This window comes from Janthinobacterium sp. 1_2014MBL_MicDiv, assembly GCF_001865675.1.
Classification (GTDB): domain Bacteria; phylum Pseudomonadota; class Gammaproteobacteria; order Burkholderiales; family Burkholderiaceae_D; genus Janthinobacterium.
Genome location: NZ_CP011319.1, coordinates 2,282,843 through 2,304,526 on the forward strand (window position 1 = coordinate 2,282,843; position 21,684 = coordinate 2,304,526).

General features: G+C 61.1%; 15 protein-coding genes. 12 read left to right on the forward strand and 3 right to left on the reverse strand.

The annotated features are described in order from the left end of the window. Positions 1-7 precede the first annotated feature (7 nt). The 5 genes from YQ44_RS10025 to YQ44_RS10045 are packed head-to-tail and all read left to right on the forward strand — an operon-like array spanning position 8 to position 5,407. Entirely contained in the window at positions 8-1,285 is a 1,278-nt protein-coding gene (locus tag YQ44_RS10025) for a lipoprotein-releasing ABC transporter permease subunit (protein WP_071323252.1), read from the forward strand. A gap of 55 nt (positions 1,286-1,340) precedes the next feature. Beyond that, positions 1,341-2,606 (forward strand): lipoprotein-releasing ABC transporter permease subunit, encoded by a 1,266-nt coding sequence (locus YQ44_RS10030; RefSeq protein WP_071323253.1) that lies wholly within the window; start codon positions 1,341-1,343, stop codon positions 2,604-2,606. 16 nt (positions 2,607-2,622) lie between these two features. Further along, positions 2,623-3,348: a lipoprotein-releasing ABC transporter ATP-binding protein LolD gene (gene lolD / locus YQ44_RS10035; RefSeq protein WP_071323254.1), complete on the forward strand. Its 726-nt coding sequence runs from the start codon at positions 2,623-2,625 to the stop codon at positions 3,346-3,348. A gap of 12 nt (positions 3,349-3,360) precedes the next feature. Then, positions 3,361-4,158: a TatD family hydrolase gene (locus YQ44_RS10040; protein ID WP_071326382.1), complete on the forward strand. Its 798-nt coding sequence runs from the start codon at positions 3,361-3,363 to the stop codon at positions 4,156-4,158. Between the two features lie 4 nt (positions 4,159-4,162). Beyond that, the gene (locus YQ44_RS10045; RefSeq protein ID WP_071323255.1) at positions 4,163-5,407 is read left to right on the forward strand and encodes a PQQ-dependent sugar dehydrogenase; all 1,245 of its coding nucleotides are present in this window, start codon (positions 4,163-4,165) and stop codon (positions 5,405-5,407) included. 10 nt (positions 5,408-5,417) lie between these two features. Here YQ44_RS10045 and YQ44_RS10050 read toward each other — a convergent pair whose 3' ends face one another. Then, the gene (locus tag YQ44_RS10050; protein WP_071323256.1) at positions 5,418-6,929 is read right to left on the reverse strand and encodes a M6 family metalloprotease domain-containing protein; all 1,512 of its coding nucleotides are present in this window, start codon (positions 6,927-6,929) and stop codon (positions 5,418-5,420) included. A 302-nt stretch (positions 6,930-7,231) separates the two neighbouring features. Between YQ44_RS10050 and YQ44_RS10055 the strand changes: the two genes are divergently transcribed. Then, entirely contained in the window at positions 7,232-7,705 is a 474-nt protein-coding gene (locus YQ44_RS10055) for a T6SS effector amidase Tae4 family protein (RefSeq protein WP_071323257.1), read from the forward strand. Position 7,706: 1 nt separating this feature from the next. Here the strand turns inward: YQ44_RS10055 and YQ44_RS10060 are convergent, their stop codons facing one another. Next, positions 7,707-9,695, reverse strand: coding sequence for a helicase-related protein (locus tag YQ44_RS10060; RefSeq protein ID WP_071323258.1), 1,989 nt, complete (start codon positions 9,693-9,695; stop codon positions 7,707-7,709). Positions 9,696-9,771: 76 nt separating this feature from the next. Next, a complete protein-coding gene (locus tag YQ44_RS10065; RefSeq protein ID WP_071326383.1) occupies positions 9,772-10,599 on the reverse strand; it encodes a class I SAM-dependent methyltransferase in 828 nt (275 codons plus the stop codon). Between the two features lie 184 nt (positions 10,600-10,783). Here YQ44_RS10065 and YQ44_RS28185 point away from each other — a divergent pair, with 184 nt between their 5' ends. The 6 genes from YQ44_RS28185 (at position 10,784) to YQ44_RS10090 (ending at position 21,625) form a co-directional block, all read left to right on the forward strand. Beyond that, positions 10,784-14,308: an FG-GAP-like repeat-containing protein gene (locus YQ44_RS28185; RefSeq protein WP_198043903.1), complete on the forward strand. Its 3,525-nt coding sequence runs from the start codon at positions 10,784-10,786 to the stop codon at positions 14,306-14,308. Between the two features lie 5 nt (positions 14,309-14,313). Further along, complete coding sequence (locus tag YQ44_RS10080) at positions 14,314-17,739, forward strand: RHS repeat domain-containing protein (protein ID WP_071323261.1); 3,426 nt, start codon at positions 14,314-14,316, stop codon at positions 17,737-17,739. Beyond that, positions 17,740-18,063: a hypothetical protein gene (locus YQ44_RS28805; protein WP_156894763.1), complete on the forward strand. Its 324-nt coding sequence runs from the start codon at positions 17,740-17,742 to the stop codon at positions 18,061-18,063. It begins immediately after the preceding gene. Positions 18,064-18,330: 267 nt separating this feature from the next. Further along, positions 18,331-18,663, forward strand: coding sequence for a DUF4131 domain-containing protein (locus YQ44_RS10085; protein WP_071323262.1), 333 nt, complete (start codon positions 18,331-18,333; stop codon positions 18,661-18,663). Next, a complete protein-coding gene (locus YQ44_RS28190; protein ID WP_083411748.1) occupies positions 18,657-19,055 on the forward strand; it encodes a barstar family protein in 399 nt (132 codons plus the stop codon). Before YQ44_RS10085 ends, YQ44_RS28190 begins: the two co-directional genes overlap by 7 nt. Before the next feature lie 143 nt (positions 19,056-19,198). After that, positions 19,199-21,625, forward strand: coding sequence for a DNA internalization-related competence protein ComEC/Rec2 (locus tag YQ44_RS10090; protein ID WP_071323263.1), 2,427 nt, complete (start codon positions 19,199-19,201; stop codon positions 21,623-21,625). Positions 21,626-21,684: the final 59 nt, after the last annotated feature.

The window sequence follows — 21,684 nt, forward strand, 5'->3', positions numbered from 1 at the left end:
GGAGCGCATGAGCATCATCAAACAATTTCCTTTTGAGTGGCAGGTCGGCGTGCGCTATACGCGCGCCGGGAAACGCAGCGGCCGCAACAGCTTCATTTCCTTCATCTCCCTCATTTCCGTGGCCGGCATCGGCCTGGGCGTGGCCGCCCTGATCGTCGTCCTTTCCGTCATGAACGGCTTCCAGAAGGAAGTCACCGACCGCCTGATGTCGGTGCTGGCGCACGTGGAGGTGTTCGACACGAGCGGCTCCATGCCGAACTGGCAGGCGCAGGAGCGCGCCGCCTACGCCAACCCGCAAGTCAAGGCCGTGGCGCCCTTCGTGGAAACCCAGGGCATGCTGCTCAATGACGAAACCATGCGCCCGTCCGTCGTGCGCGGCGTGCTGCCGCAGCAGGAAGCCACCGTTTCCAGCGTGGCCGCGCAGATGAAGCAGGGCAGTTTCCAGGAGCTGACCCCCGGTTCCTACCATATCGTGCTGGGCATCGACCTGGCCAAGGCGCTGGGCGTGCAGGTGGGCCAGAACGTCACCCTGATGCTGGAACGCGAGCCGAGGGCGGGCGATCCGGCCAATGGCCTGGTCATGCCGCGCATGCGCGCGCTGAAGGTGTCTGGCATCTTCGAAGCGGGCCATAACGAACTCGATGGCAGCCTGGCGTTCGTCAACATGCAGGACGCCGAGCAGCTGCTGCAGCTCGATGGCCCGTCCGGCCTGCGCCTGCGCCTGCACGACATGAACCAGGCGCCCCAGGTGGCGCGCGAACTGAAGGCCTCGATGCCGGGCCAGCTGTGGATGCGCGACTGGTCGCGCGCCAGTGCCAGCTGGTATGCGCTGGTGCAAAGCCAGAAGAACATGATGTTCATCATCCTCAGCATGATCATCGCCGTGGCCGCGTTCAACCTCGTCTCGACCCTGGTCATGTCGGTCACCGACAAGCAGGCCGATATCGCCATTCTGCGCACCCTGGGCGCTTCGCCGTTCTCCATCATGAAGATCTTCATGATCCAGGGCGCGCTGGTGGGCTTGCTGGGCAGCGCCCTGGGCGTGATCGGCGGCGTCGTGCTGGCGCTGAACGTGGGCGTGATCGTGCCTTTCATCGAAGGCATCTTCGGCCTGCATTTCATCTCGAAAGAGGTGTACCAGATCAGCGCCGTGCCGTCCGATGTGCACTGGTTTGACGTGGCGCAGATCGGCCTGATCGCCTTTGGCCTGGCGCTGGTCGCCACCATCTACCCGAGCTGGCGCGCCGCCCGCGTGAAACCCGCCGAGGCGCTGCGCTACGAATGATCGCCGCCGTTTGCAAGCTGAAACGAAACCTGAAACGATAAAGACCGCCGGAACAATGAGTATTTTCAAGAATTTGCCTTTCGAATGGCTGGTCGGCCTGCGCTACACGCGGGCCGGCAAGCGCAGTGGCCGCAACAGCTTCATCTCCTTCATCTCGCTCATTTCCATGGCCGGCATCGGCCTGGGCGTGGCCGCGCTGATCGTCGTGCTGTCCGTCATGAATGGCTTCCAGAAGGAAGTGACGGACCGCATGCTGTCCGTGCTGGCCCACGTGGAAGTGTTCGACAACAGCGGCAGCATGCCGGACTGGCGCGCCGAGAAGGCGCAGGCCTTCAAGAATCCGGCCGTCAGGGGCGCCGCGCCGTTCGTCGAAACGCAGGGCATGCTGCTGCGCGACGACGCGCTGCGCCCCGCCATCGTGCGCGGCGTGCTGCCCGAGGAAGAGCCGAACGTCTCCGACATCGCCGGCCAGACGCGCATGGGCAGCTTCAAGGCCCTGCAGCCGGGCACCTTCAATATCGTGCTGGGCATCGAGCTGGCGCGCGCACTGCGCGTCAACCTGGGCGACAAGGTCACCCTGATGCTGGCCCAGGGCCAGGTCACGCCGGCCGGCGTGCTGCCGCGCATGCGCAGCTTCACCGTCAGCGGCATCTTCCAGGCCGGCCACAATGAATTCGACGCCGGCCTGGCCTTCATCAATATCGAAGACGGCCAGCGCCTGTTGCGCCTCGACGGCCCGTCCGGCCTGCGCCTGCGCCTGGCCGACATGAACCAGGCGCCGCAAGTGGCGCAAGAGCTGAAGAAAACCATGCCGGGCGACCTGTGGCTGCGCGACTGGTCGAAGCTGAACGCCAACTGGTTCGCCGCCGTGCAGACGGAAAAGCGCATGATGTTCATCATCCTGACCCTGATCATCGCGGTGGCCGCCTTCAACCTGGTCTCGACGCTGGTGATGACGGTGACGGACAAGCAGGCCGATATCGCCATCCTGCGCACCCTGGGCGCTTCGCCGGCGTCCATCATGAAGATCTTCATGATCCAGGGCGCGCTGGTGGGCATCCTGGGCACGCTGCTGGGCGTGGGCGGCGGCGTGCTGGTGGCGCTGAACATCGACGTCATCGTGCCCTTCATCGAACACCTGCTGGGCGTGCAGTTCCTGTCGAAAGATATCTATTTCATCAGCACCGTGCCGTCCGACCTGCGCTGGCCCGACGTCAGCAAGATTGGCGTGCTGGCCGTGATCCTGGCCTTTTTGGCGACCCTGTACCCAAGCTGGTGGGCCGCGCGCGTGAAACCTGCGGAAGCCCTGCGCTATGAATAACCCACTGACTACGACCATGACCGATCTGAATAAACCTGCCTCCAACGGCGCTTCCGCTGATACTGCCGTCCTTTCCTGCCGTGGCCTCGGCAAGACGTTCACGCAGGGCAGCTACAAGGTACAGGTGCTGGCCGGCATCGACATCGACATCCATCGCGGCGAAAGAGTGGCCATCGTCGGCGCCTCGGGCTCGGGCAAATCGACCCTGCTGCACCTGCTGGGCGGCCTCGATACGCCGACCAGCGGCAAGGTGAGCCTGCTGGGCAGGGATTTCGCCACCCTCAGCGAAAAGGCGCGCGGCGACCTGCGCAACGCCTCGCTGGGCTTCGTCTACCAGTTCCACCACTTGCTGCCCGAGTTTTCCGCGCTGGACAACGTCGCCATGCCGCTGATGATACGGCGCATGCAGCGCGCGCCCGCCACCGACCTGGCGCAGCAGATCCTCGCGCGCGTCAACCTGGCCAAGCGCGTGACGCACACGCCGGGCGAGCTGTCCGGCGGCGAACGCCAGCGCGTGGCACTGGCGCGCGCGCTCGTCACGCAGCCGGCCTGCGTGCTGGCCGATGAGCCGACGGGCAACCTCGATCACGCCACGGCCGAACAGATTTTCGACCTGATGCTGGAACTGTCGCGCACCCTGGGCACGGCCTTCGTCATCGTCACGCACGATATCGAACTGGCCAAGCGCTGCGACCGCGTGCTGCGCCTGACGGACGAAGGGCTGCAGCCGTACCAATACTAAGGAGCCGCCATGCTGTGGATCGACACGCACTGCCACCTCGACGCGCATGAATTCGGCGATGAATCGCTGCAGGTGGCGGCGCGCGCGGGCGCTCAAGGCGTGGCGATGATCGTCCTGCCGGCCGTCGAACGGGCCAATTTCGCCATCGTGCGTGGCCTGGCCCATGCGGCGCCCAACGCCTGCTATGCGCTCGGCATCCACCCGATCTACGTGCCGCATGCCACGGAAGACGATTTGTCGGCCCTGCGCGCCGTCGTGGAGCTGGCCATGGCCGATCCGCGCTTTGTCGCCATCGGCGAGATCGGCCTCGATTTCTTCCTGCCCATGCTGTGCGAGCCGGCCATGCGCCTCAAGCAGGAGCACTTCCTGCGCGAACAGCTGAAAATCGCCCGCGATTTCGACTTGCCCGTGCTGACCCACGTGCGGCGCTCGCAGGACATCGTCCTCAAGCACGCGCGCCAGATCCGCCCGAACGGCGGCATCGCGCATGCGTTCAACGGCAGCTTCCAGCAGGCGCAGGGCTATATCGATCTGGGTTTCAAGCTCGGTTTCGGCGGCGCCATGACGTTTACGCGCGCGCTGCAGATACGCCGCCTGGCCGCCGACTTGCCGCTCGACGCCATCGTGCTGGAGACGGATGCGCCCGACATTTCCCCCAGCTGGCTGCATCCGGGCCGCAACAGCCCCGAAGAATTGCCGCGCATCGGCGCCGTGCTGGCCGAACTGCGCGGCCTGGATATTGCGCAAGTGGCGGCCGAGACCAGCGCCAACGCGCGCGCCGCGATGCCCCGATTACCCCTGATGGAATGAGACCATGAACAAGAAAATGCGCGCGGGCGCCCTGGCAGCCTGCCTTTCCGGCGCGTTGGCGCCCGCCATGGCGGCGGCCGGCGCCCAGTGCGACGGCTTGCCGCGCCTCGACGTCGCCACGCCGCCCGGCTTTTGCGTGGCCGTGCTGGCAGACGGCCTGAAATTTCCCCGTGGCGTGCTGCCGCTGACGAATGGCGACATCCTCGTCACGGACATGGCGGGCTGGACACCCAAGCAGGGCAAATTATGGCTGTTGCAGCGCAAGGCGGCTGGCCCCGGCTATGAACGCAAGTTGCTGCTTGACAAGCTGGACCGCCCGAACGGCATCGTGCAGGGACCGGATGGCATGGTGTACGTGGGCGTGGTGGGCCGCATCTTCCGTTTCGACTTGCGCGACCCGACCCGCGCCATCACCGACGTCATCGGCGGCACGGCCAGGACGCCGGGCTTGCCGGGCCTGGGCCTGCATTTGCTGACGAACATGCGCTTCAGCGCGCAGGGCGACCTGTACGTGAACGTGGGTTCCAGCACCGACCATTGCGAAGGCGCGGATGGCAAGGCGCCCGATCCGGCAAAGGCCTGTCCCTCGGCCGAAGGCGAGCAGGCGCTGGGCGCCATCCGCGAATACAAGATGGCCTGGCCGGCCGGCAGCGTGACGAGCTGGCGCACGCATGCGCGCGGCTTGCGCAATTCGATGGCGCTGGCCTTCCACCCGGCCACGGGCGAACTGTGGCAGGCGGAAAACGCGCGCGACGCCATCCAGGCCGCCATGCCGCAGCTGAAAAGCGATGAAAACCTGCCGCACGAGGAATTGAACCTGATCAAGGCCGACCGGCATTATGGCTGGCCCTATTGCTACGACGATAATGTGGCCAGCCCGGAATACCCGAAGACGGCCTGCGCCGCCCAGTATGCGGCGCCGCAGCGCTTGCTGCCGGGCCACGCGGCACCGCTGGGCATGACGTTCTATACGGCCAGCCGCTTCCCCGAGCTGTATAAAAACAGCCTGATCATCGGCTACCACGGCTACCGCAGCAACGGCCACCGCCTGGTGGCCTTGCTGCCGGATAAGGCCGGCGCGCCGCTGGGCAAGTCCGTCGAGTTGATCGGCAACTGGGAGCGCAAGGGCAAGCAGGGCCGCGGCGCCCCCGTGGACGTGAAGCAGGGCCAGGATGGCGACATCTACCTGGCCGACGACCACAACGGCCTGGTGCTCAAGCTGCACTACGAGGCGCCGGCCAAGCCCTAGCCAGCGCGCGCTACAGCGTGCGGAACGACACCGTCGGGCCAGGCGCGCCGATCTGCACCAGGTGCAGCCCCGACTGCGCGCCGCTCCACCACTGGCTGTCCGGCAAGGTGTCCGGCCCGAACTGGTTGTTGCCCGCAGCGGCAAACAGGTCGCCGGCGTCGCCGCGGTTCGATGAGTCGCGCTCCAGGTCGCACAAGCCGTCGGCCTGCACCAGCGAACATTCATAGTGGCGTTCGGCCGTCATCTGTTCATTCTGGTTGTCGCCCAGTTCATCGATGTGCCATATGGCCAGCCCTTGCGCGGGCAGGGCCAGGTCGCGTCCGCTCGCCTGGCGGTTTTCGATGATGAAGTACTCGGTGGCGCTCTTGCGGTGGATGTAGAACTGGTTTTTCTCGGCCGCCGCCGCCGCGCTCATGCCGGGATCGAGACGCACGGTGGAGGTGGCCCAGCCGGCGCGGTATTTCAGGTAGGCATTGACCTGGGTGGGATTCTTCTTGTCGACGTTGGCGCCCGTGCACATCAGGCAAAAGCTGCCCACGCCCGACGATTCGGCGCCGTAATCGTACAGGTCGGGGAAATCGCAGATCAGGTGGCCGTTTTCATGGCAAAACGTGCCCAACGACAATTCCTTGTCCATGTCCGTGATCTGGTAGTCGAAACTGCAGGTTTCCGGCCCCAGCTTGTATGGCGTGAGCAGGTGGAACGAGTGCGGCCACAAGCCCTTGGCCCAGTTGTTGACCCGCTTGCCCGCGTAGAAGACATTCGTCGCATACACATATTCCTGCTCATCCGTCGACAGGGTTGAGAAGTCGAAGCCCTGGGCCTTGAAATGGTCGAGCGCTTCCTTGATCAGTTCGCGCGCCCGTTGCGGCTGGCGTATTTTTTCATTCGTGTAGTAGTCGCGTGGCTGGCGCGCCGTGTAGTACGGCGTGACGAGGTTGGTGTAGCGCATGCGCCCGGCTGAATTATCGAAGAAGTAGTCGTAGACGGAGCCATGGTTGCCGAAACCGCTGTAGCCGGGCTGGTTGCAAAAGTCGCTGACCTGCTGCTGCGTGATGGTGCCGGGCACGTCGGGGAAATCGATCAGCAGGCACAGGCCGACAAAGTCGCCCACCGTTTCGCGCTTCGGCGGCGCCGGCATCATGGCGGGCGCCAGGCTGTGCGCGCGCAAGTCCGCCTTGTATTGCTTGCGCCGCTGTTCCCAGCGCGACGTGCCCGGCTTCAGGATGGCGTTGTCGCGCACGCTGGCCCTGGCCGCCTCGGGCTTGACGCGCAGGCCCGGATCCAGCCCCAGCGCCTGCACGGCCACCTGCCGTGGCCGCGCGCCCGCCGATTCCAGCTGCTCGGCATCCGCGCTCAGCTTGGCATACATATAGTAGTTGGTGGCCGGATTTTCCACCACCGTATAGCCATTCTGGGCTTCGAATACGGCGTGGTACTGGTTGCCCCAGCCGCGTACCGTCAGCGCGCTGCCGTCGGGCTGTCTGAAGGTGAACTCTTCCCCGTGAAATGGTGTAGACATGGCATGTTCCTGTTCTCTTTATCGTTTCGACACGGCCAGTCCGCTCCAAGCGGCGGACCAGCCTGACCTTGCCCGGCCAGCGGCTCGCAAATCGCTGGCGGGTCTTGATGGACAGGTGGTGGAGGGGAAGGTTCATTGATGGGTTGGCAAGACGGTCCAATCCGCAGTGCGCACGCGGACTTTCATCCAGCCCTGCGCTTGCGCCCGCTCATGGTCCGCCCATGGCGGCGTCCTACAATGGAGCATGCTCGTGTCCATCCCGGCACGGCGTTGCTTCGTTGCTACTCGAGCGGGAGGTTGACGTGAAACCTGCATTCATCACGCTGCGTGAGAATTACTCGAGCGTGGACGCCGTCGGCCAGGTGGCCCTGTTTGGCGAGATCGGCTGGGAAGACCTGATCGACCAGGAAAACTTCAGGAATACCTGCGCCATCCGCGTCAGCCTGGCCCTGATCAAGTCCGGCGTCCGGCTGAAGGGGCGCATGGCCATCCGCAAGGGGCCGTTCAAGGGCGCGCTGATCGAACCGGGGCAGGCCAGGCTGTCGCACATGCTGGCCAGTCCCGCGCTGTGTGGCGCGCCCGAAAAATTCTGCAGGGCGACGGCGCTTGCCGGCGTCGGCCAGCGCCAGGGCCTCGTCGCGTTCTTCCGCATCCCCGGCTACCTGGACGGTGCGGGAGGACATATCGACATCCTGCTGCCGTCGGCAGGCAGCAAGGAATGCGGTAGCGCATGCTACTGGGATTGCGGCGAGGTGTGGTTCTGGGAGCTGCGGTAGATTATTTGAACTTCTTGCCCGAACGTCCGCGCGAGGCCGCGTTGTGCGCGCGCAGGATGGAATCGACGCGCTCGGAGGCGTCGCGCGACAGGTTTTGCGCCACCGCGATATCGGGGAAGAATTCGGGCAGGCGGTAGCTGAGCCACGCATACGCCGAGTAATAGCGGCACGTGTCTTCCACCTGCTGCAGGTTTTGCGTGCCGCCGCCATACGCGTGCTGGCGCAAGGTGGAGGTCTTGCCCTGCGACAGATTCCTGGCCCAGTGTTCCCACGCCGTTTGCAGCGACGGCACCTTGCTGGAGATCGGCACCAGCGACAAGGTGAATTTGTCGGCCACGGACAGGGGCAGGGTATCGAGCCACAGCGCGCGCTCTTTCTGGTCTTCCGTGATGCGCGGGAAGAAGAAGCCGTCCGGCACGTCGATATTGTGGATGAAGCGGCGCAGCAGCTTTGACAGCGACAGCTCGCCCGTCACGGAGGAAATGCGGTGCAGATGCTCGAGCGATGGCGCCACGGCAAAGCCGCTGGTGTTCAGCGGATGCAGCTTCTCCTTGAGCAGGGCGCGCATCACTTCATGCGTCTCGTTGTCGTAGCCGGCCACGAGTCCCTCTTCGTGCACGCCGTAGCGGCCCGCGCGTCCGGCGATCTGGCGCGCCAGCGCGGCGGAAATCTCTTCCTCTTCGCGGCCGTTGTACTTGACGCAGGTGGTCATGACGATGCGTGCGATCGGCATGTTCAGGCCCATCGCCAGCGCATCGGTGCCGACGACGATATCGGCCGTGCCGTCGCGGAAGCGCTGCGCCTGCGCGCGCCGCACTTCGGGCGACAGGTTGCCGTAGACGGTGGCCACCGACAGCCCCGTTTCCGTGATCATGTCGCGCCACATCAGCACTTCGCGGCGCGAGAAAGCGATGACGGCGTCGCCGCGGCGCAGGTTGCGCACCTTGCGCACGGCGTTCGCCTCCATCGACAGGGGGGCCATGCGTTTCAATACATGCACTTCCAGCGGGCAGTCCAGGCGTTCGGCCAGCGCCTCGATGGCGCGCCGCGCTTCCGGCGCTCCCACCAGGTACACGGTGTGGGCCGGCGCGCCGCAGACGGCGGCCGTCCAGGCGGCGCCCCGGTCCGGGTCGGCCAGCATCTGGATTTCATCAATGACGGCCACCTCGACGACGGTTTTCGTGTCCAGCATTTCCACCGTGCTGGCCACGTGCGTGGCGCCGTCGACGACGCGCCGTTCCTCGCCCGTGATCAGGCTCACGGCCAGCGGCTTGCCATGCGGCGCGGCTTCCTGCAGGCGCTCGTAGTTTTCCAGGGCCAGCAGGCGCAGGGGGGCCAGGTAGATGCCGCTTTTCGCCTTCACCAGCGCTTCCATGGCGCGGTGCGTCTTGCCGGAATTCGTTGGTCCCAGCAGGGCGATGAAGCGGCGCGGCAAACGGCGCGCCATCTCGAACGAGGCCGGATATTCGGCCAGGTTGATGCTCTGGCGCGTGCGCGCCGCATGCTGTTCTTCCTGCTGGCGCTCGATGGCGTGGTTGAAGCGCTGGCGGATGCGGTCGAAGACCATGCCGGCCGGCTCCGACGTCTGCATGTCGCCCAGCGTATGCAGGAAGAGCATCGGGTCCGTGTCCACGTCCTCGCACTGGCCCGCGATATCGGCGACGAAATCCATCACGTGCTGGCGCAGTTCCTCGAAGATGGCGGCGCTGGCTCGTTCGCGTATCAGGGCCAGCTTGGCCTCGCGGTCCATCTTGCGCCACTTGGCCGGCCGCGCCAGTACGCCCTGCGCCGGCACCAGCGCATACGGCACGCGCAGGCCGCCCGCCTTGACCATGCCGGAAAAGCGCACGAAGACGCGGCCTTCCATCTTGACCAGGCGGATATGCTCGGCCAGTTCCCCCAGTTCCGCGACCAGGGTGGCGTCGTTATTGTCTTCGGTGCTGTCGGCGAGGTCGGTGGAAGTGTCGGGAGGAAGTGCGGAGGAAGTCATGTCGTGCCTGGGTGTTGAAGTAAGCGAGGCCGATTATACCGTCGATGGCGGACAGCTTGCTTCCAGGCATCCATTTTCAGGCAGCCTGCGCGCGCACCAGGCGCAAGCCCCAGCCCGTGGCGATGGTGCCGTCCGCGCGCTGCAGGCAGCGGACGGCGTCAAGAAAGGCTTGCCGCAGGCGCTGCCTGGCCACGTCGTCGAGCCGGTCGATGTCATAGGTGTCGAGCAGCGCGGCCCACAGTGCGTGCGGCGTCGGCGACCAGGGCACGTCGATGTCGTCGAACGCGACGTGCGCGAAACCGCCATCGAGCAGCTCGCGCCAGCCGGCTTCCGAGCCCGCGCGCCTGTCGCCAAAGCGCAGCGGCGGCAGCGCGTCGTTGGCGATCGGCTTGAAGACGTCCATGAAAGCGTCGTTCACTTCGCCCAGCAAAAAGGTCCTGCCGACGATGGCCGCAAACTGGCCGCCGGGGCGCAGCACGCGGCGTATTTCGCGCATCACCTGTTCCATGTCGTCCATCAGCATCAGCGCCATGTGCGACACGAGGCAATCGACGGAGGCGGGCGCCAGGTCCAGCGCCTGCGCGCGTCCCTGCTGCAGGCGCACGGATGGGGGCAGGGTGGCGCGCGCCGCGGCCAATTCGGCGGCGCTCATGTCGATGCCGATCAGCTGCAGCTGCGGCCTGGCAGCCAGCAAGCCCAGCAGGTGGCCGTCGCCGCAGCCGAGATCGAGCACTGTCAGTGGTGTATCCGTATCCGCTATGAGGCTGCTCAGCACGGCATAGGACGACGCATGGTGCGCGCTGGCCGAGCGGGCCGGCAAGTGGCCGAATGCGGCGCTGGTGACGCCTGGCTGGCGTTGATGGAAGTCCTGAAGATACTGCTCAGCAGTGGAAAGCTCGTTCATGCGCGATTCGATCAAGGGCACCCCGGGGCACTGACGGGCATCCTAGCATGAGGGCCAGAAAATGGACGAACGCTGTCGTAATTGCGATGGCGTCGCTATATCTTTTTAGTGGATATTTAGCGTAGAAGAAATATTTTTATTTTATCAATTTCCATATTGCATTATTTTTTATTCAATTGTAAACTTGTTGCAAATTTACAATTCGCCATCAGTACGTTCCCCTCACTTTCTTTCCCTAGAAATGCTAAAAATTTCCGCGGTTTCAAACCCTATGCGACAGCAAAAACAAGAATTCCTTGCCAAGTTGTGTTTCGTTTCCATTTATTCCCTCATTGCCTTTGCATTGCCGCATGCAGCCCATGCGACCGTGCATACGCCAGGGAAACTGAGTGTCAGTGATTTAGGGGCGGCAACCTATACTGTGCCAATTGCCGTGCCTCCCGGCACCGCCGGCATGGCGCCGGCACTGGCGCTGTCGTTTAATAGCCAGTCGAGTGGCGGCATCATGGGGAAGGGATGGTCGCTGAGTGGGTTGTCGAGCATAGCGCGCTGCGCGCAAACCCCGAACCAGGATGGTGGCGTCTTAGGCGCCGTGCAACTCGATGCGAATGACCGTTTTTGCCTTGACGGCCAACGCCTGATGGTGAGCAATGCCGGTGCATACGGTGGTGACGGCACGGAGTACCGCACGGAAAATGATGGATTCTCCAAAATCGTCTCGTATGGCGGCGCAGGTAACGGTCCGGCCTGGTTCAAGGTCTGGACCAAGGCCGGCAGGGTACTGGAATATGGCAACACGGCCGATTCCCGTATCGAAGCGCAGGGAACGGACACGGTACGCACCTGGGCCATCAACCGGGAGCAGGATGTCAAGAGCAATTATTTGACAGTGGCGTACACGGAAGACAATGCGAATGGTGATTTCTACCCGGTGCGTATCGACTATACGGGGAATGCGAATGTCGGCATGGCGCCCAATAATGTGGTGCGTTTTACCTATGAGGCCTTGCCGCGGGTAATTCCAGCCTATCAGGCCGGCAGGCTGGTGCAGTCCACGGTGCGCTTGAAACAGATTGCCCTCGACGGCGCCGGCGTGAACACGGCCAATTATCGGCTCAATTATCTGGAAGACGCATTGACGCAGCGCTCGCGTCTTAATGGAATCACGCAATGTGACGGTGGCCAGGCGAACTGCCTTCCACCTATCAATTTCGACTGGCAGGATCCTGGCACATTTGCGCAAAAGTACGGCACCTGGATGAATACGGGAGCGCCGATACATACCATGGCCGACATAAACAACTATGGTTTTCTTACGCTGGACTTGAATGGTGATGGTAAGACCGATCTGGTGCAGACGGTGGAAAGGGATGGCAGAACATGGTTGTTGCCCATGTATTCCAATGGTACGGGATTTACATTGGGTGCATGGTTTGATACGGGAATGGGCTCTCCCACCAGCCTGCTGGTTGCCGACGTGGATGGCGATGGCGTATCTGAACTGGTGCATATTAAATCGTATTACACCACGCCTGGAAACCAGCAGGACGTAACGCGCAAGATGATGATATTTTATCCGACCGCTTCCGGGTTTCGTATTGCCGACGCTGGAACTTATCGTACGGAACGAATCGGGAATGCCATTGCCATGGATGTTGATGGGGATGGGAAATCTGAAATAGTGGAGTATAAATACGATCAATATGACAATTTCAATCTCAGAATATCCATTTCTAAATTTGATGGCAATGCTTTTTCTCCGCCGGCATGGAAGATAAATAACTCGCGCCCTAGTCAGATCAGTATGCCGCCGAGCCGCTATCCAACGATGGTAAATGTGATACCGATGGATATCAATGGCGATGGCAAGATGGACCTGGTGCAGACGTGGACGGAAATATCGTCGCCAGACAATGTATGGCTGTTATCGATTATTTCCAATGGAACCGATCTTGTGCCTGGCGTATGGCTGAACACGGGACTGCAATGGCGCTTCCCCGATAGGGACGCTATGCCAGATGGCTTGGAAAGTATCATTCCCCTGGATATGAATGGCGATGGCATGACGGATTTGATGCTGTCGGGACATGCGCATGTTAGCGATCCCATCCCCGGTAAGCTGGTGAATCTGCATCCCTTCTATTCGAACGGCATCAGCTTTGTGGCTGGGAAGAAGGAAGTCTTGCGTGGGGTGACGAGTAATACGCCCTATGGAAAAGCAGGCCCTTCGCCAGGCAACATTATTTCAATCGATATCAACGGCGATGGGAAATCAGATTTGCTGCAAATATGGCAAGGCGATGGATCTGGATTCGAAGATCTGGAGCTTCTTTTGGAACCGGTGATTTCTCTTGGTAATGGTTTTTTGCTGAACCAACCTATTTACCATACAGGGCAAAAGTGGGGCACGGTGGATAAGTTAACGCCGGATGTGGATGAGGGATATGTGTCATACCCGGACGGTCCTGGACTCATTGTTCTCGATATCAATGGCGATGGAAAAATGGATTTGGTGCAACAAAAATACAAATTGAAGCCATTTAGCGCGCCTACTGATAATGTTTCCCTGCTGCCTTATCTCGCCGACAGCGGCATCGGCGACCTGCTGACGGGCGTGACGAATGGCCTCGGTGCGAAGACTAGCATCCGCTACGCACCGCTGACCGATCCCGCTACCTATGTGCGCGATACGACTACCAGCTATCCGTATATGAATATGCTGATGCCCCTGTATGTGGTGGCATCGGTCGACCATCCGAACGGCATCGGCAGCAGCGAAACGGTCAAGTACCGCTATGGCGGCTTGAAAAAAGACCTGAGTCGCGGCGAACTGGTCGGTTTCCGCTGGAAGGAAGAGCAGCAGGTCTCGACCGGCTTGACGAGCACGGTCGAGTACCGCCTGGACTGGCCCTACACGGGCATGGCCACGAAAACCAGCACGAGTCTGGCGGGCGCGGGTAGCGGTAATCTGTTGAGTCAGACGACCGCCACGTTTGGCTGCATGGATACGCTCGCGGCGGTGCCGTGCGCCGTGCGTCCTGGCCGCAGTTACTTTCCCTATGTCAGCGAAAGCGTTGTTCAGCAGTGGGATTTGAACGGCGCGGCTTTGCCGGTGAAGAAAACCACGGCGCAATATGACAGCTGGGGCAACCTGATCCGCAGCACCACCACGGCCAGCGATGGCGCCAAGACGTTTACCACGTATACGGAAAACGCGTTTTATCCGGTCGACCGCAGCCGCTGGCTGACGGGACAGCTGGCGCGCACCATGGTGAGCAATACAATCCCGGCGTATACAGGACCGGCCCTGCCGACGGGCGATGGCAGCACGCCGGGCAGCGGCAATGGCGGCACCGGCGGTACGCCGCCCGGCACCGGCACGCATATCAGTACGGTGGGCTGGGTGGCCGGTTATCCGCAACCGGCCCGGGTCAACGTGGGCCAGTCGACCACGCTGCAAGTGCAGGTGAACGGTACGGCGCCGCTGCGCGGTACGGTGACTTTTTTTAACGGCGACACGGCGCTGGCCGTCATTGCGCTGGACGGCGCTGGCAGGGCCGGGTTCAGCACGGTGCTGAGCGGTTTTGGCGGCCGCGCCATCCGGGCGGTCTATTCGGGCGACGCAAACAACGCACCCAGCGCCGCCAACGCGACGGTGGTGGTCGGTATGGATATGACGCCCATCTTCATGCTGATGATGGATGAGTAAGCCGAATGAATAGCACCATTGCCCCATCCACCACCATGACCCACACCTTGCAGAGAACTGGTATGCGCCACCGTATCCAACAGCTGATTTTTACGCTATTCCTTCCCATCGGGGCGATTGCCCAGGCGGCCACGCCGACGGCCGTCATCATCAATCCACCCACCACGACGGTCACGCGGACCGTGAGCTTTACTTACGATGCTGATGGCTTGCTGAATGGTGAAATTCGCGAGCCGAACGATGCCCAGCTCCGCCTGGAGACGGCCTATTCCTACGACGCCTGGGGTAACCGCAGCGAAACCAGGGTAGTGTCGCCGGCCAGCGGTACGGCAGCTATCGTCGCCACGCGCAACAGCGCTGCCTACGACGGTCGGGGCCAGTTCCCGGTAACGCAGAAAAATGCGCTCGGCCATACGGGCACGAGCACTTACCATCCCCAATACGGCACGCCGACGAGCGTGACCGACGCCAACCAGCTGTCCGTGCAATTTCAATATGACAGTTTTGGCCGCAAGATCCTGGAAATCAATCCAGATGGTACGCGTAAAAAATGGACCTATGCCTTGTGCGGGCCGTATACCTGCAGTGGCCGCGCCAAATATTTCATCAAAATGCAGCCGTATGCGAGCGATGGCGTCACGGTGATCGGGCCGTGGCAAACAAGCTATTTCGATGAATTAGACCGCGATATCTTGAGCGAAACGCAGGGGCTCGACAGTACTGTCATGATTTATACGGCAAGGGAGTATGACAGCCGCGGCAACCTCGCGCGCAGCAGTCGGCCGTATTCCGTCTATCAACCCAATGAGCAGTGGACCAGCAATCAATATGATGCCCTGAACCGCATTGCCTCGACCACAACAGCCGATGGGGCGGTGACGCGCTATGCCTACAATGGCTTGCGTACCAGTGTCAGCAATGCGCTGAACCAGACGACGAGCCGGGTGCTTGATGCCAATGGGAAGGTGGTGCAAGTGGTCGACAACCTGGGGCAGGCGATTAGCTATCAGTATGATGCGTTTGGTAATTTGTGGCTGACCACGGATCCCAAAGGTAACATGAACGTGATGGCGTACGACAGCCTGGGCCGCAAGACGAAGATGTACGAAGCCGATACGGGCGGCTCGCTGTATGCGTACGATGCCTTGGGCAGGATGGTGCGGCAAACGGACGCCAAGGGGCAGGTCACGACACTCGGCTACGATGTGCTGAACCGGATGACATCGCGCGGCGAGACCGACTTGATTTCCAGCTGGGTTTTCGACAGCTGCGTCAAGGGTATCGGCAAGCTGTGCCAGGTTTCGGCCGACAATGGCTACCGCGAAGTGGTGGCGTACGACGGCTATGGCCGGGTCGGCAGCAGCAGCACGACAATCGATGCCATTTATACGGCAAGCTCGGAATTCGACCAGCACGGACGGCTCGTCAGGCACACATATCCTACCGGGCTGGCGCTCAAATATGTCTATTCGAGTTTCGGTTTTCTGACGGAGGTGCGCAACCAGGCCAGCGATGCCCTGTACTGGCGCGTGAACCAGATGGATGCCGAAGGCCATGTGCTGGCGCAAACCTATGGCAACCAGATCGTCACGAATGCTGTTTACGACAATGCCACGGGCCAGGTCAAGGAGCAGTACGCGGGCGCCGGCAAGGGTGTGCAGAACCTGGCCTACCGTTTCGACCAGATCGGCAACCTGCAGTCGCGTAGCGACAGCAACCAGAACTTGTCTGAAACGTTCTTGTATGACGGCCTGAACCGGCTGAGCAGCGCTACCGTGAACTCCGGCAGCGCCGGCCTGGCGACACAGACCTATGGCTACGATGGCATCGGCAATGTCACGCAGCGTTCCGGCGTCGGTACCTATGCTTATCTGGAAACAAGTAACAAACCGCATGCCGTGTCGTCCATCGCATTGACGGGCGGCGGCAAACGGCATTACACATACGACCTGAACGGTAATCTGACCGATGAGCTGCAAACCACAGCGACAGGTGCCACCGTCGCGGCAATGGGGCGCAAGATCAGCTATACCAGCTTCAATATGCCGCTGATGATCGCCACGCCGTCGAGCAGCATGAACTATGTGTATGGACCCAGCCACCAGCGCACCAAGGCAATCGCCCCGGGACTGGCCACGGTATATCTGAACGGTACGCATAGCGGTAATCTACAGTACGAGAAAGATATCAAGGCCAATGGCGAGATCGAGCACCGCCAGTTCATCACTGCCAACGGCGTGGTGATCGCGGTCGTCAAGACCGTCGGCGGCAAGAATACGACACAATATTTCCACCGAGATTTCCTCGGCTCGCTGGTGGCCGTAAGCGACGAGACGGGCACGGTAATCGAGCGCTTTGCCTACGATGCGTCTGGCAAGCGCCGCTTCCCTGCTGGCGGACAGGATGCGCAGGGCACGCTGGTGGGCGACACAAGCAAGCGCGGCTTCACGAATCACGAGCACCTCGACACGCTGGGGCTGATCCACATGAACGGCCGCGTCTACGACCCGCTGGTGGCGCGCTTCATGAGCGCCGATCCGGGCGTGCCGCACCCCGATGATTTACAATCGTACAACCGCTATGCATATGCGCGCAACAATCCGCTGGCCTATGTCGACCTGAATGGTTTCGAGGATGACCGCTGGATGAATCTCGGCGAAGGGACGGGCGCGAGAAATAGAATTGCCAAGTTCGAGGCCGAGATGTTTGGTATGAACGCACATCTGTTTACTCCCTTGTTTGCTGCAGATAATTCATCGTCGTTAGTTAGCGTTGTCAGCAAGCCTTCCGCTAAAGTTACTGCAAGAAGTGTGTCGCAAGACAGTAACGAAGAAGAGAGTGGAATATGGAAGACAATTAAGGCTGGTGTGGCTGATATCTATAACACTCTTGGTTATATTTCGATTGAGAAAAATAATTTAAAATTATGTTCGGTGAACGGAGGCGGTTGTTTCGAGTCGTCTAATCCAAAGATGAACCAAGAGGCTGCCAATGGTATTTTTTCAGTAATGCAGACTGTTTTGATTGTGGCTCCTGCTGGAGCTCAACGGAAGGTGGTTACTATTGGTCAGAAATTTGAAAATGATCTTCTTTTTACCTTCGGAAGTAGACCAGTGGCACAGACTATAAATAGGCGGTTTGGGCCTTATCATAGAATAGGTGATTCACCGGCTTCAATTGAAAGTATCAAAAATTCTGGGCAACTTGTGGGGAATCCGGCAAGAAATTACATGCCGTCGCCTTGGGCAAAAGTAAAGGCATATGAAGGGCCGCTTCCGCAAGGGCGACAAGGCTTTGAGTTCTATACTAATGTAAAGCCAGATGCAGGACATGTACCAGGACAACCAGTTTGGATGGGGCCCCGGGAAGGTGTCTCGGAGGTTAATGGGCAAGCTGTAATTCAATGTTCCGTTGTTAGGATTGGATGTTAAATGAATACTGAGGTATCGTTAGTCTGGCCGAGTGGGGATTGTAAGCCTGTTTTGGCTACAAAAAAAACGCCCATGGATCTTGCTAGAGTTGTTGAGATTATACGATTCAGAGATAAAGATGATTTGGATTGGTTTGATGGTGCAAAATTAAAAATCGATGAGGTGGGTGATGTATTGATAATGAGACATGATAATAATCCTTTGGGAATTACCGTTTTTTATGTTGATGCTGGATGTGATTCATCGAGTGTAGAAGAGAAGATTGTTCAATATTTTAATTTTATAAATGACGATGTGGTATGGTGGTCGAGCAGGGGAATATAAATTATGAAGCCAGTTATAAAAAATTATTGGGAAAATTCCTAGATTGTCAAGCCATCCAAGGTTTTTATTCTTTTTCGAATTTTTATAGTTGTCACTAGTAATTTTTTTAACGACCAGATTGCACTGGAATGATAGTGGGAGCCTGGTTTAGGCTTGTTTATTTGGTGCTACTTTGCACCAAATCAAACTTGCAGCCCGCATTGCTATGCGCGCCGGCGTCGCGCCGTTGATAGTGGTGAACCTGAGTCAGCGCCGCTTCGGCCTGCCATGCGCTCCTTCATACTCGGCTTTTTCGCTGGCGCTTTCTGGCTGCAGACGCAGGCGGAACTGCCAGCGCATGCGGGCGCGGCGCTGCTGCTGGCCTGCTTACTATTTCTGGGGCTAGGCTACGCCGCACGTGGCCGGCATGCGGTCTTGCGTCTGTCTCTGGGATGTCTCTTCGGCGTCATCTTCGGTTATTTCTGGGCCGCCTTCCTGGCGCACGCGGCGTTCTCATTCCAACTGACATTGCAAGACGAGGGCGAGGACATGACCGTCGTCGGCTCCATCGCCAGTCTGCCATACCATTTCGAGCAGGGATTAGGTGAACAATTATGTTGAATAACATAGGTTTTTTTGCTGTTGACGAAGCCGCTGCCGACAAGATCATTCTCGATTCGCAGCGGGAAGGCATGCGAGTTTTTTGTCTTCCTGAGAAAATTTCGTCCAAGGACGAATTCTTTGATGGAGTACGTAATACATTGCCGTTGGACCCGCCATTACATAGCAATAGAAGTTGGGAGGCGCTCGCCGATTCATTATGGTCCGGACTGGATGGGCTGGAAGATGAAAACATTGTGATTGTGTGGCGAGATACTAAGTGCATGGAGACGCATGCCTCTGAGGATTTCTCCATCGCCATTGATATTTTGAATGATTTACCTGGCACACTTGCTGACCCGAAATTGACAGTGGGTATGCCAAAGAAATTGCTGGTACTTCATGTGGTGTAGTTGAACCATGGCGCAGTACCTGCTGTGAGTGAGCTATTCCGCTCTGTCCTGCGCCATATCAAACCTGCAGTCCGCATTGCCATGCGCGCCGGCGCAGCGCCGTTTATAGTGGTGAATCTGAGTCAGCGCCGCTTCGGCCTGCCATGCGCACCTTCATACTCGGCTTTTCCGCTGGCGCTTTCTGGCTGCAGACGCAGGCCGAACTGCCTGCGCATGCGGGTGCGGCGCTGCTGCTGGCCTGCTTGCTGTTCCTGGGGCTAGGCTACACCGCGCGTGGCGGGCATGTGGTCTTGCGCCTGTCCCTGGGATGCCTGTTCGGCGTCATCTTCGGTTATTTCTGGGCCGCGTTCCTGGCGCACGCGGCGCTCTCATCCCAGCTGGCATTGCAAGACGAGGGCGAGGACATCACCGTCGTCGGCACCATCGCCAGCCTGCCCTACCATTTCGAGCAGGGCGTGCGCTTCAACTTTGCCGTCGAAAAGGCGGTCAGTGCCAAGGTGCCGCCCCTGATCGCCCTGTCCTGGTATGCGGGCTTTCGCAATGCCGCGACGAATGAAGTGGGCAATGTGCAGCCGGGCGAACGCTGGCGGCTGACGGTGCGCCTGCAGCGCCCGCATGGCAATGCCAATCCCATGGGTTTTGACTACGAAGTGTGGCTGCTGGAGCAGGGCGTGCGCGCCACCGGCTACGTGCGGCCGCAGCCGCGCGCGGACATGCCGAACCGGCGCCTGGCTGCCTTCGTGCCCGGCTTCGGCAATGTGGTGGAAGCGAGCCGTGCGGCCCTGCGCGCACGCATCGTGCGCAGCCTGGAAGGCAAGCAGTACGCGGGCGTGATCGTGGCGCTGGTGGTGGGCGACCAGCGCGCCATCCCCCAGTCGGACTGGCAAGTGTTCAACCGCACGGGCGTCAGCCATCTGATTTCCATTTCGGGCTTGCACATCACCATGATCGCGGGATTGTTCGCCTTGGGTGCGGGCGCATTGTGGCGGCGCTCGTTTTTTATTGGCTGGCAACTGCCGTTGCGGCTGCCGGCGCAAAAGGTGGCGGCGCTGGCCGGCGCGCTGGCCGCGTTTTTATATGTGCTGCTGGCCGGCTTCGGCGTCCCGGCGCAGCGTACCTTATATATGTTGATGGTGGTGGCGCTGGCCTTGTGGCTGGGGCGCATCACCAGCATAGGCCACGTGCTGTGCCTGGCGCTGGGTGCGGTCGTGCTGCTCGACCCCTGGGCCGTGCTGTGGCCTGGTTTCTGGCTGTCGTTCGGTGCCGTCGCCACCATGCTGTACGCTGGCGTGGGACGCACCGCGGCGCCGATGTCGGCGCAGGCGAGCCGCTGGCGCCGCCTGCGCGCGGCCGTGGCGCTCGGTGCGCAGACGCAATATGTGGTGACGGTGGGACTGGTGCCGCTGACGATGCTGCTGTTCTCGCAAGTGTCGCTGGTGTCTCCTGTCGCCAATGCGCTGGCCATCCCCGTCATCAGCCTGATCGTGACGCCCTTGTCGTTGGCGGGCAGCCTGCTGCCGGCGCCGCTGTCCGATGGTTTGCTGTTGCTGGCGCATGCCATCGTGCAGATGCTGGCGCAGGTGCTCGATTGGCTGGGGGCGCGCCGCTTTGCCGTGTGGACGGCACCCGCGCCGCCGATGTGGAGCTTTTGCTGGGCGCTGTTCGGCACCCTGTGGCTGCTGGCGCCGCGCGGATGGCCGCACCGCTGGGCGGGCATGCTGGGCTGGCTGCCGCTGCTGACGGCCTTGCCGTCGAGCCCGCCGCCGGGTCGCTTGTGGGTGACGGCGTTTGACGTGGGACAAGGCATGGCCCTGCTGGTGGAAACGCACGGGCACCGCCTGCTGTACGACACGGGGCCAGCCTACGGCCCGGAATCGGACGGTGCCAGCCGCGTCATCGTGCCGTATCTGCGCGCGCGCGGTATTGCCAGTCTCGATGGCGCGATCATTTCGCACAGCGATCTTGACCATGCGGGCGGCGCCATGTCGCTGCTGGAAAATATCCACGTGGGCTGGCTCGCTTCGTCGCTGTCCGGCGGCCACCCGGCCATCGAGGCGCGGCGGCAGTCTGGCCGTCCCTACCTGCGCTGCGTCGCGGGCCAGAGCTGGACGTGGGAAGGCGTGCACTTCGCCATGCTGCATCCATTGCCCGCCAGCCACGACGACATCGCCTTGAAGCCGAACGCCCGCAGCTGCAGCGTGAAAATCACGGCCGGCCAGCACGCTATCCTGCTGGCCGGCGACATCGAGGCGGCGCAGGAGGCGCAGCTGGTGGCGCGCTCTGCAGAAGGTGAACTGGCGGCCGACGTGCTGCTGGCGCCGCATCACGGCAGCGGCACGTCTTCCACGCAGGCATTCCTGGACGCCGTGCATCCGACCCTGGCGATCTTTCAGGTGGGACACCGCAACCGCTATAAACATCCGAAGGCGCAGGTGTATGCCCGCTATGGCGCGATGGGGATCACGCGGCTGCGCACGGATGTGGAAGGGGCGCTGGTGCTGGAGTTTGGCGAAGGTATCGCCGTGACGCAGTACCGGGCCAGCCGGCCGCGGTATTGGCAGGGGCGGTAGGGCCAGGCGCGCATTGCCCAGCTTATTGAGTTAAATGCAATATCTCTCTATGATGGCGA

Bases quoted from the DNA above. Each gene is read 5' to 3' on its own strand.
- YQ44_RS10060 (WP_071323258.1), bottom strand. From the start codon at position 9,695: ATGACTTCCTCCGCACTTCCTCCCGACACTTCCACCGACCTCGCCGAC.
- YQ44_RS10045 (WP_071323255.1), top strand. From the start codon at position 4,163: ATGAACAAGAAAATGCGCGCGGGCGCCCTGGCAGCCTGCCTTTCCGGC.
- YQ44_RS10090 (WP_071323263.1), top strand. From the start codon at position 19,199: ATGCGCACCTTCATACTCGGCTTTTCCGCTGGCGCTTTCTGGCTGCAG.
- YQ44_RS10065 (WP_071326383.1), bottom strand. From the start codon at position 10,599: ATGAACGAGCTTTCCACTGCTGAGCAGTATCTTCAGGACTTCCATCAA.
- YQ44_RS10050 (WP_071323256.1), bottom strand. From the start codon at position 6,929: ATGTCTACACCATTTCACGGGGAAGAGTTCACCTTCAGACAGCCCGAC.
- YQ44_RS10085 (WP_071323262.1), top strand. From the start codon at position 18,331: ATGCGCTCCTTCATACTCGGCTTTTTCGCTGGCGCTTTCTGGCTGCAG.
- YQ44_RS28805 (WP_156894763.1), top strand. From the start codon at position 17,740: ATGAATACTGAGGTATCGTTAGTCTGGCCGAGTGGGGATTGTAAGCCT.
- YQ44_RS10080 (WP_071323261.1), top strand. From the start codon at position 14,314: ATGAATAGCACCATTGCCCCATCCACCACCATGACCCACACCTTGCAG.
- YQ44_RS28190 (WP_083411748.1), top strand. From the start codon at position 18,657: ATGTTGAATAACATAGGTTTTTTTGCTGTTGACGAAGCCGCTGCCGAC.
- YQ44_RS10025 (WP_071323252.1), top strand. From the start codon at position 8: ATGAGCATCATCAAACAATTTCCTTTTGAGTGGCAGGTCGGCGTGCGC.
- YQ44_RS10030 (WP_071323253.1), top strand. From the start codon at position 1,341: ATGAGTATTTTCAAGAATTTGCCTTTCGAATGGCTGGTCGGCCTGCGC.
- lolD (WP_071323254.1), top strand. From the start codon at position 2,623: ATGACCGATCTGAATAAACCTGCCTCCAACGGCGCTTCCGCTGATACT.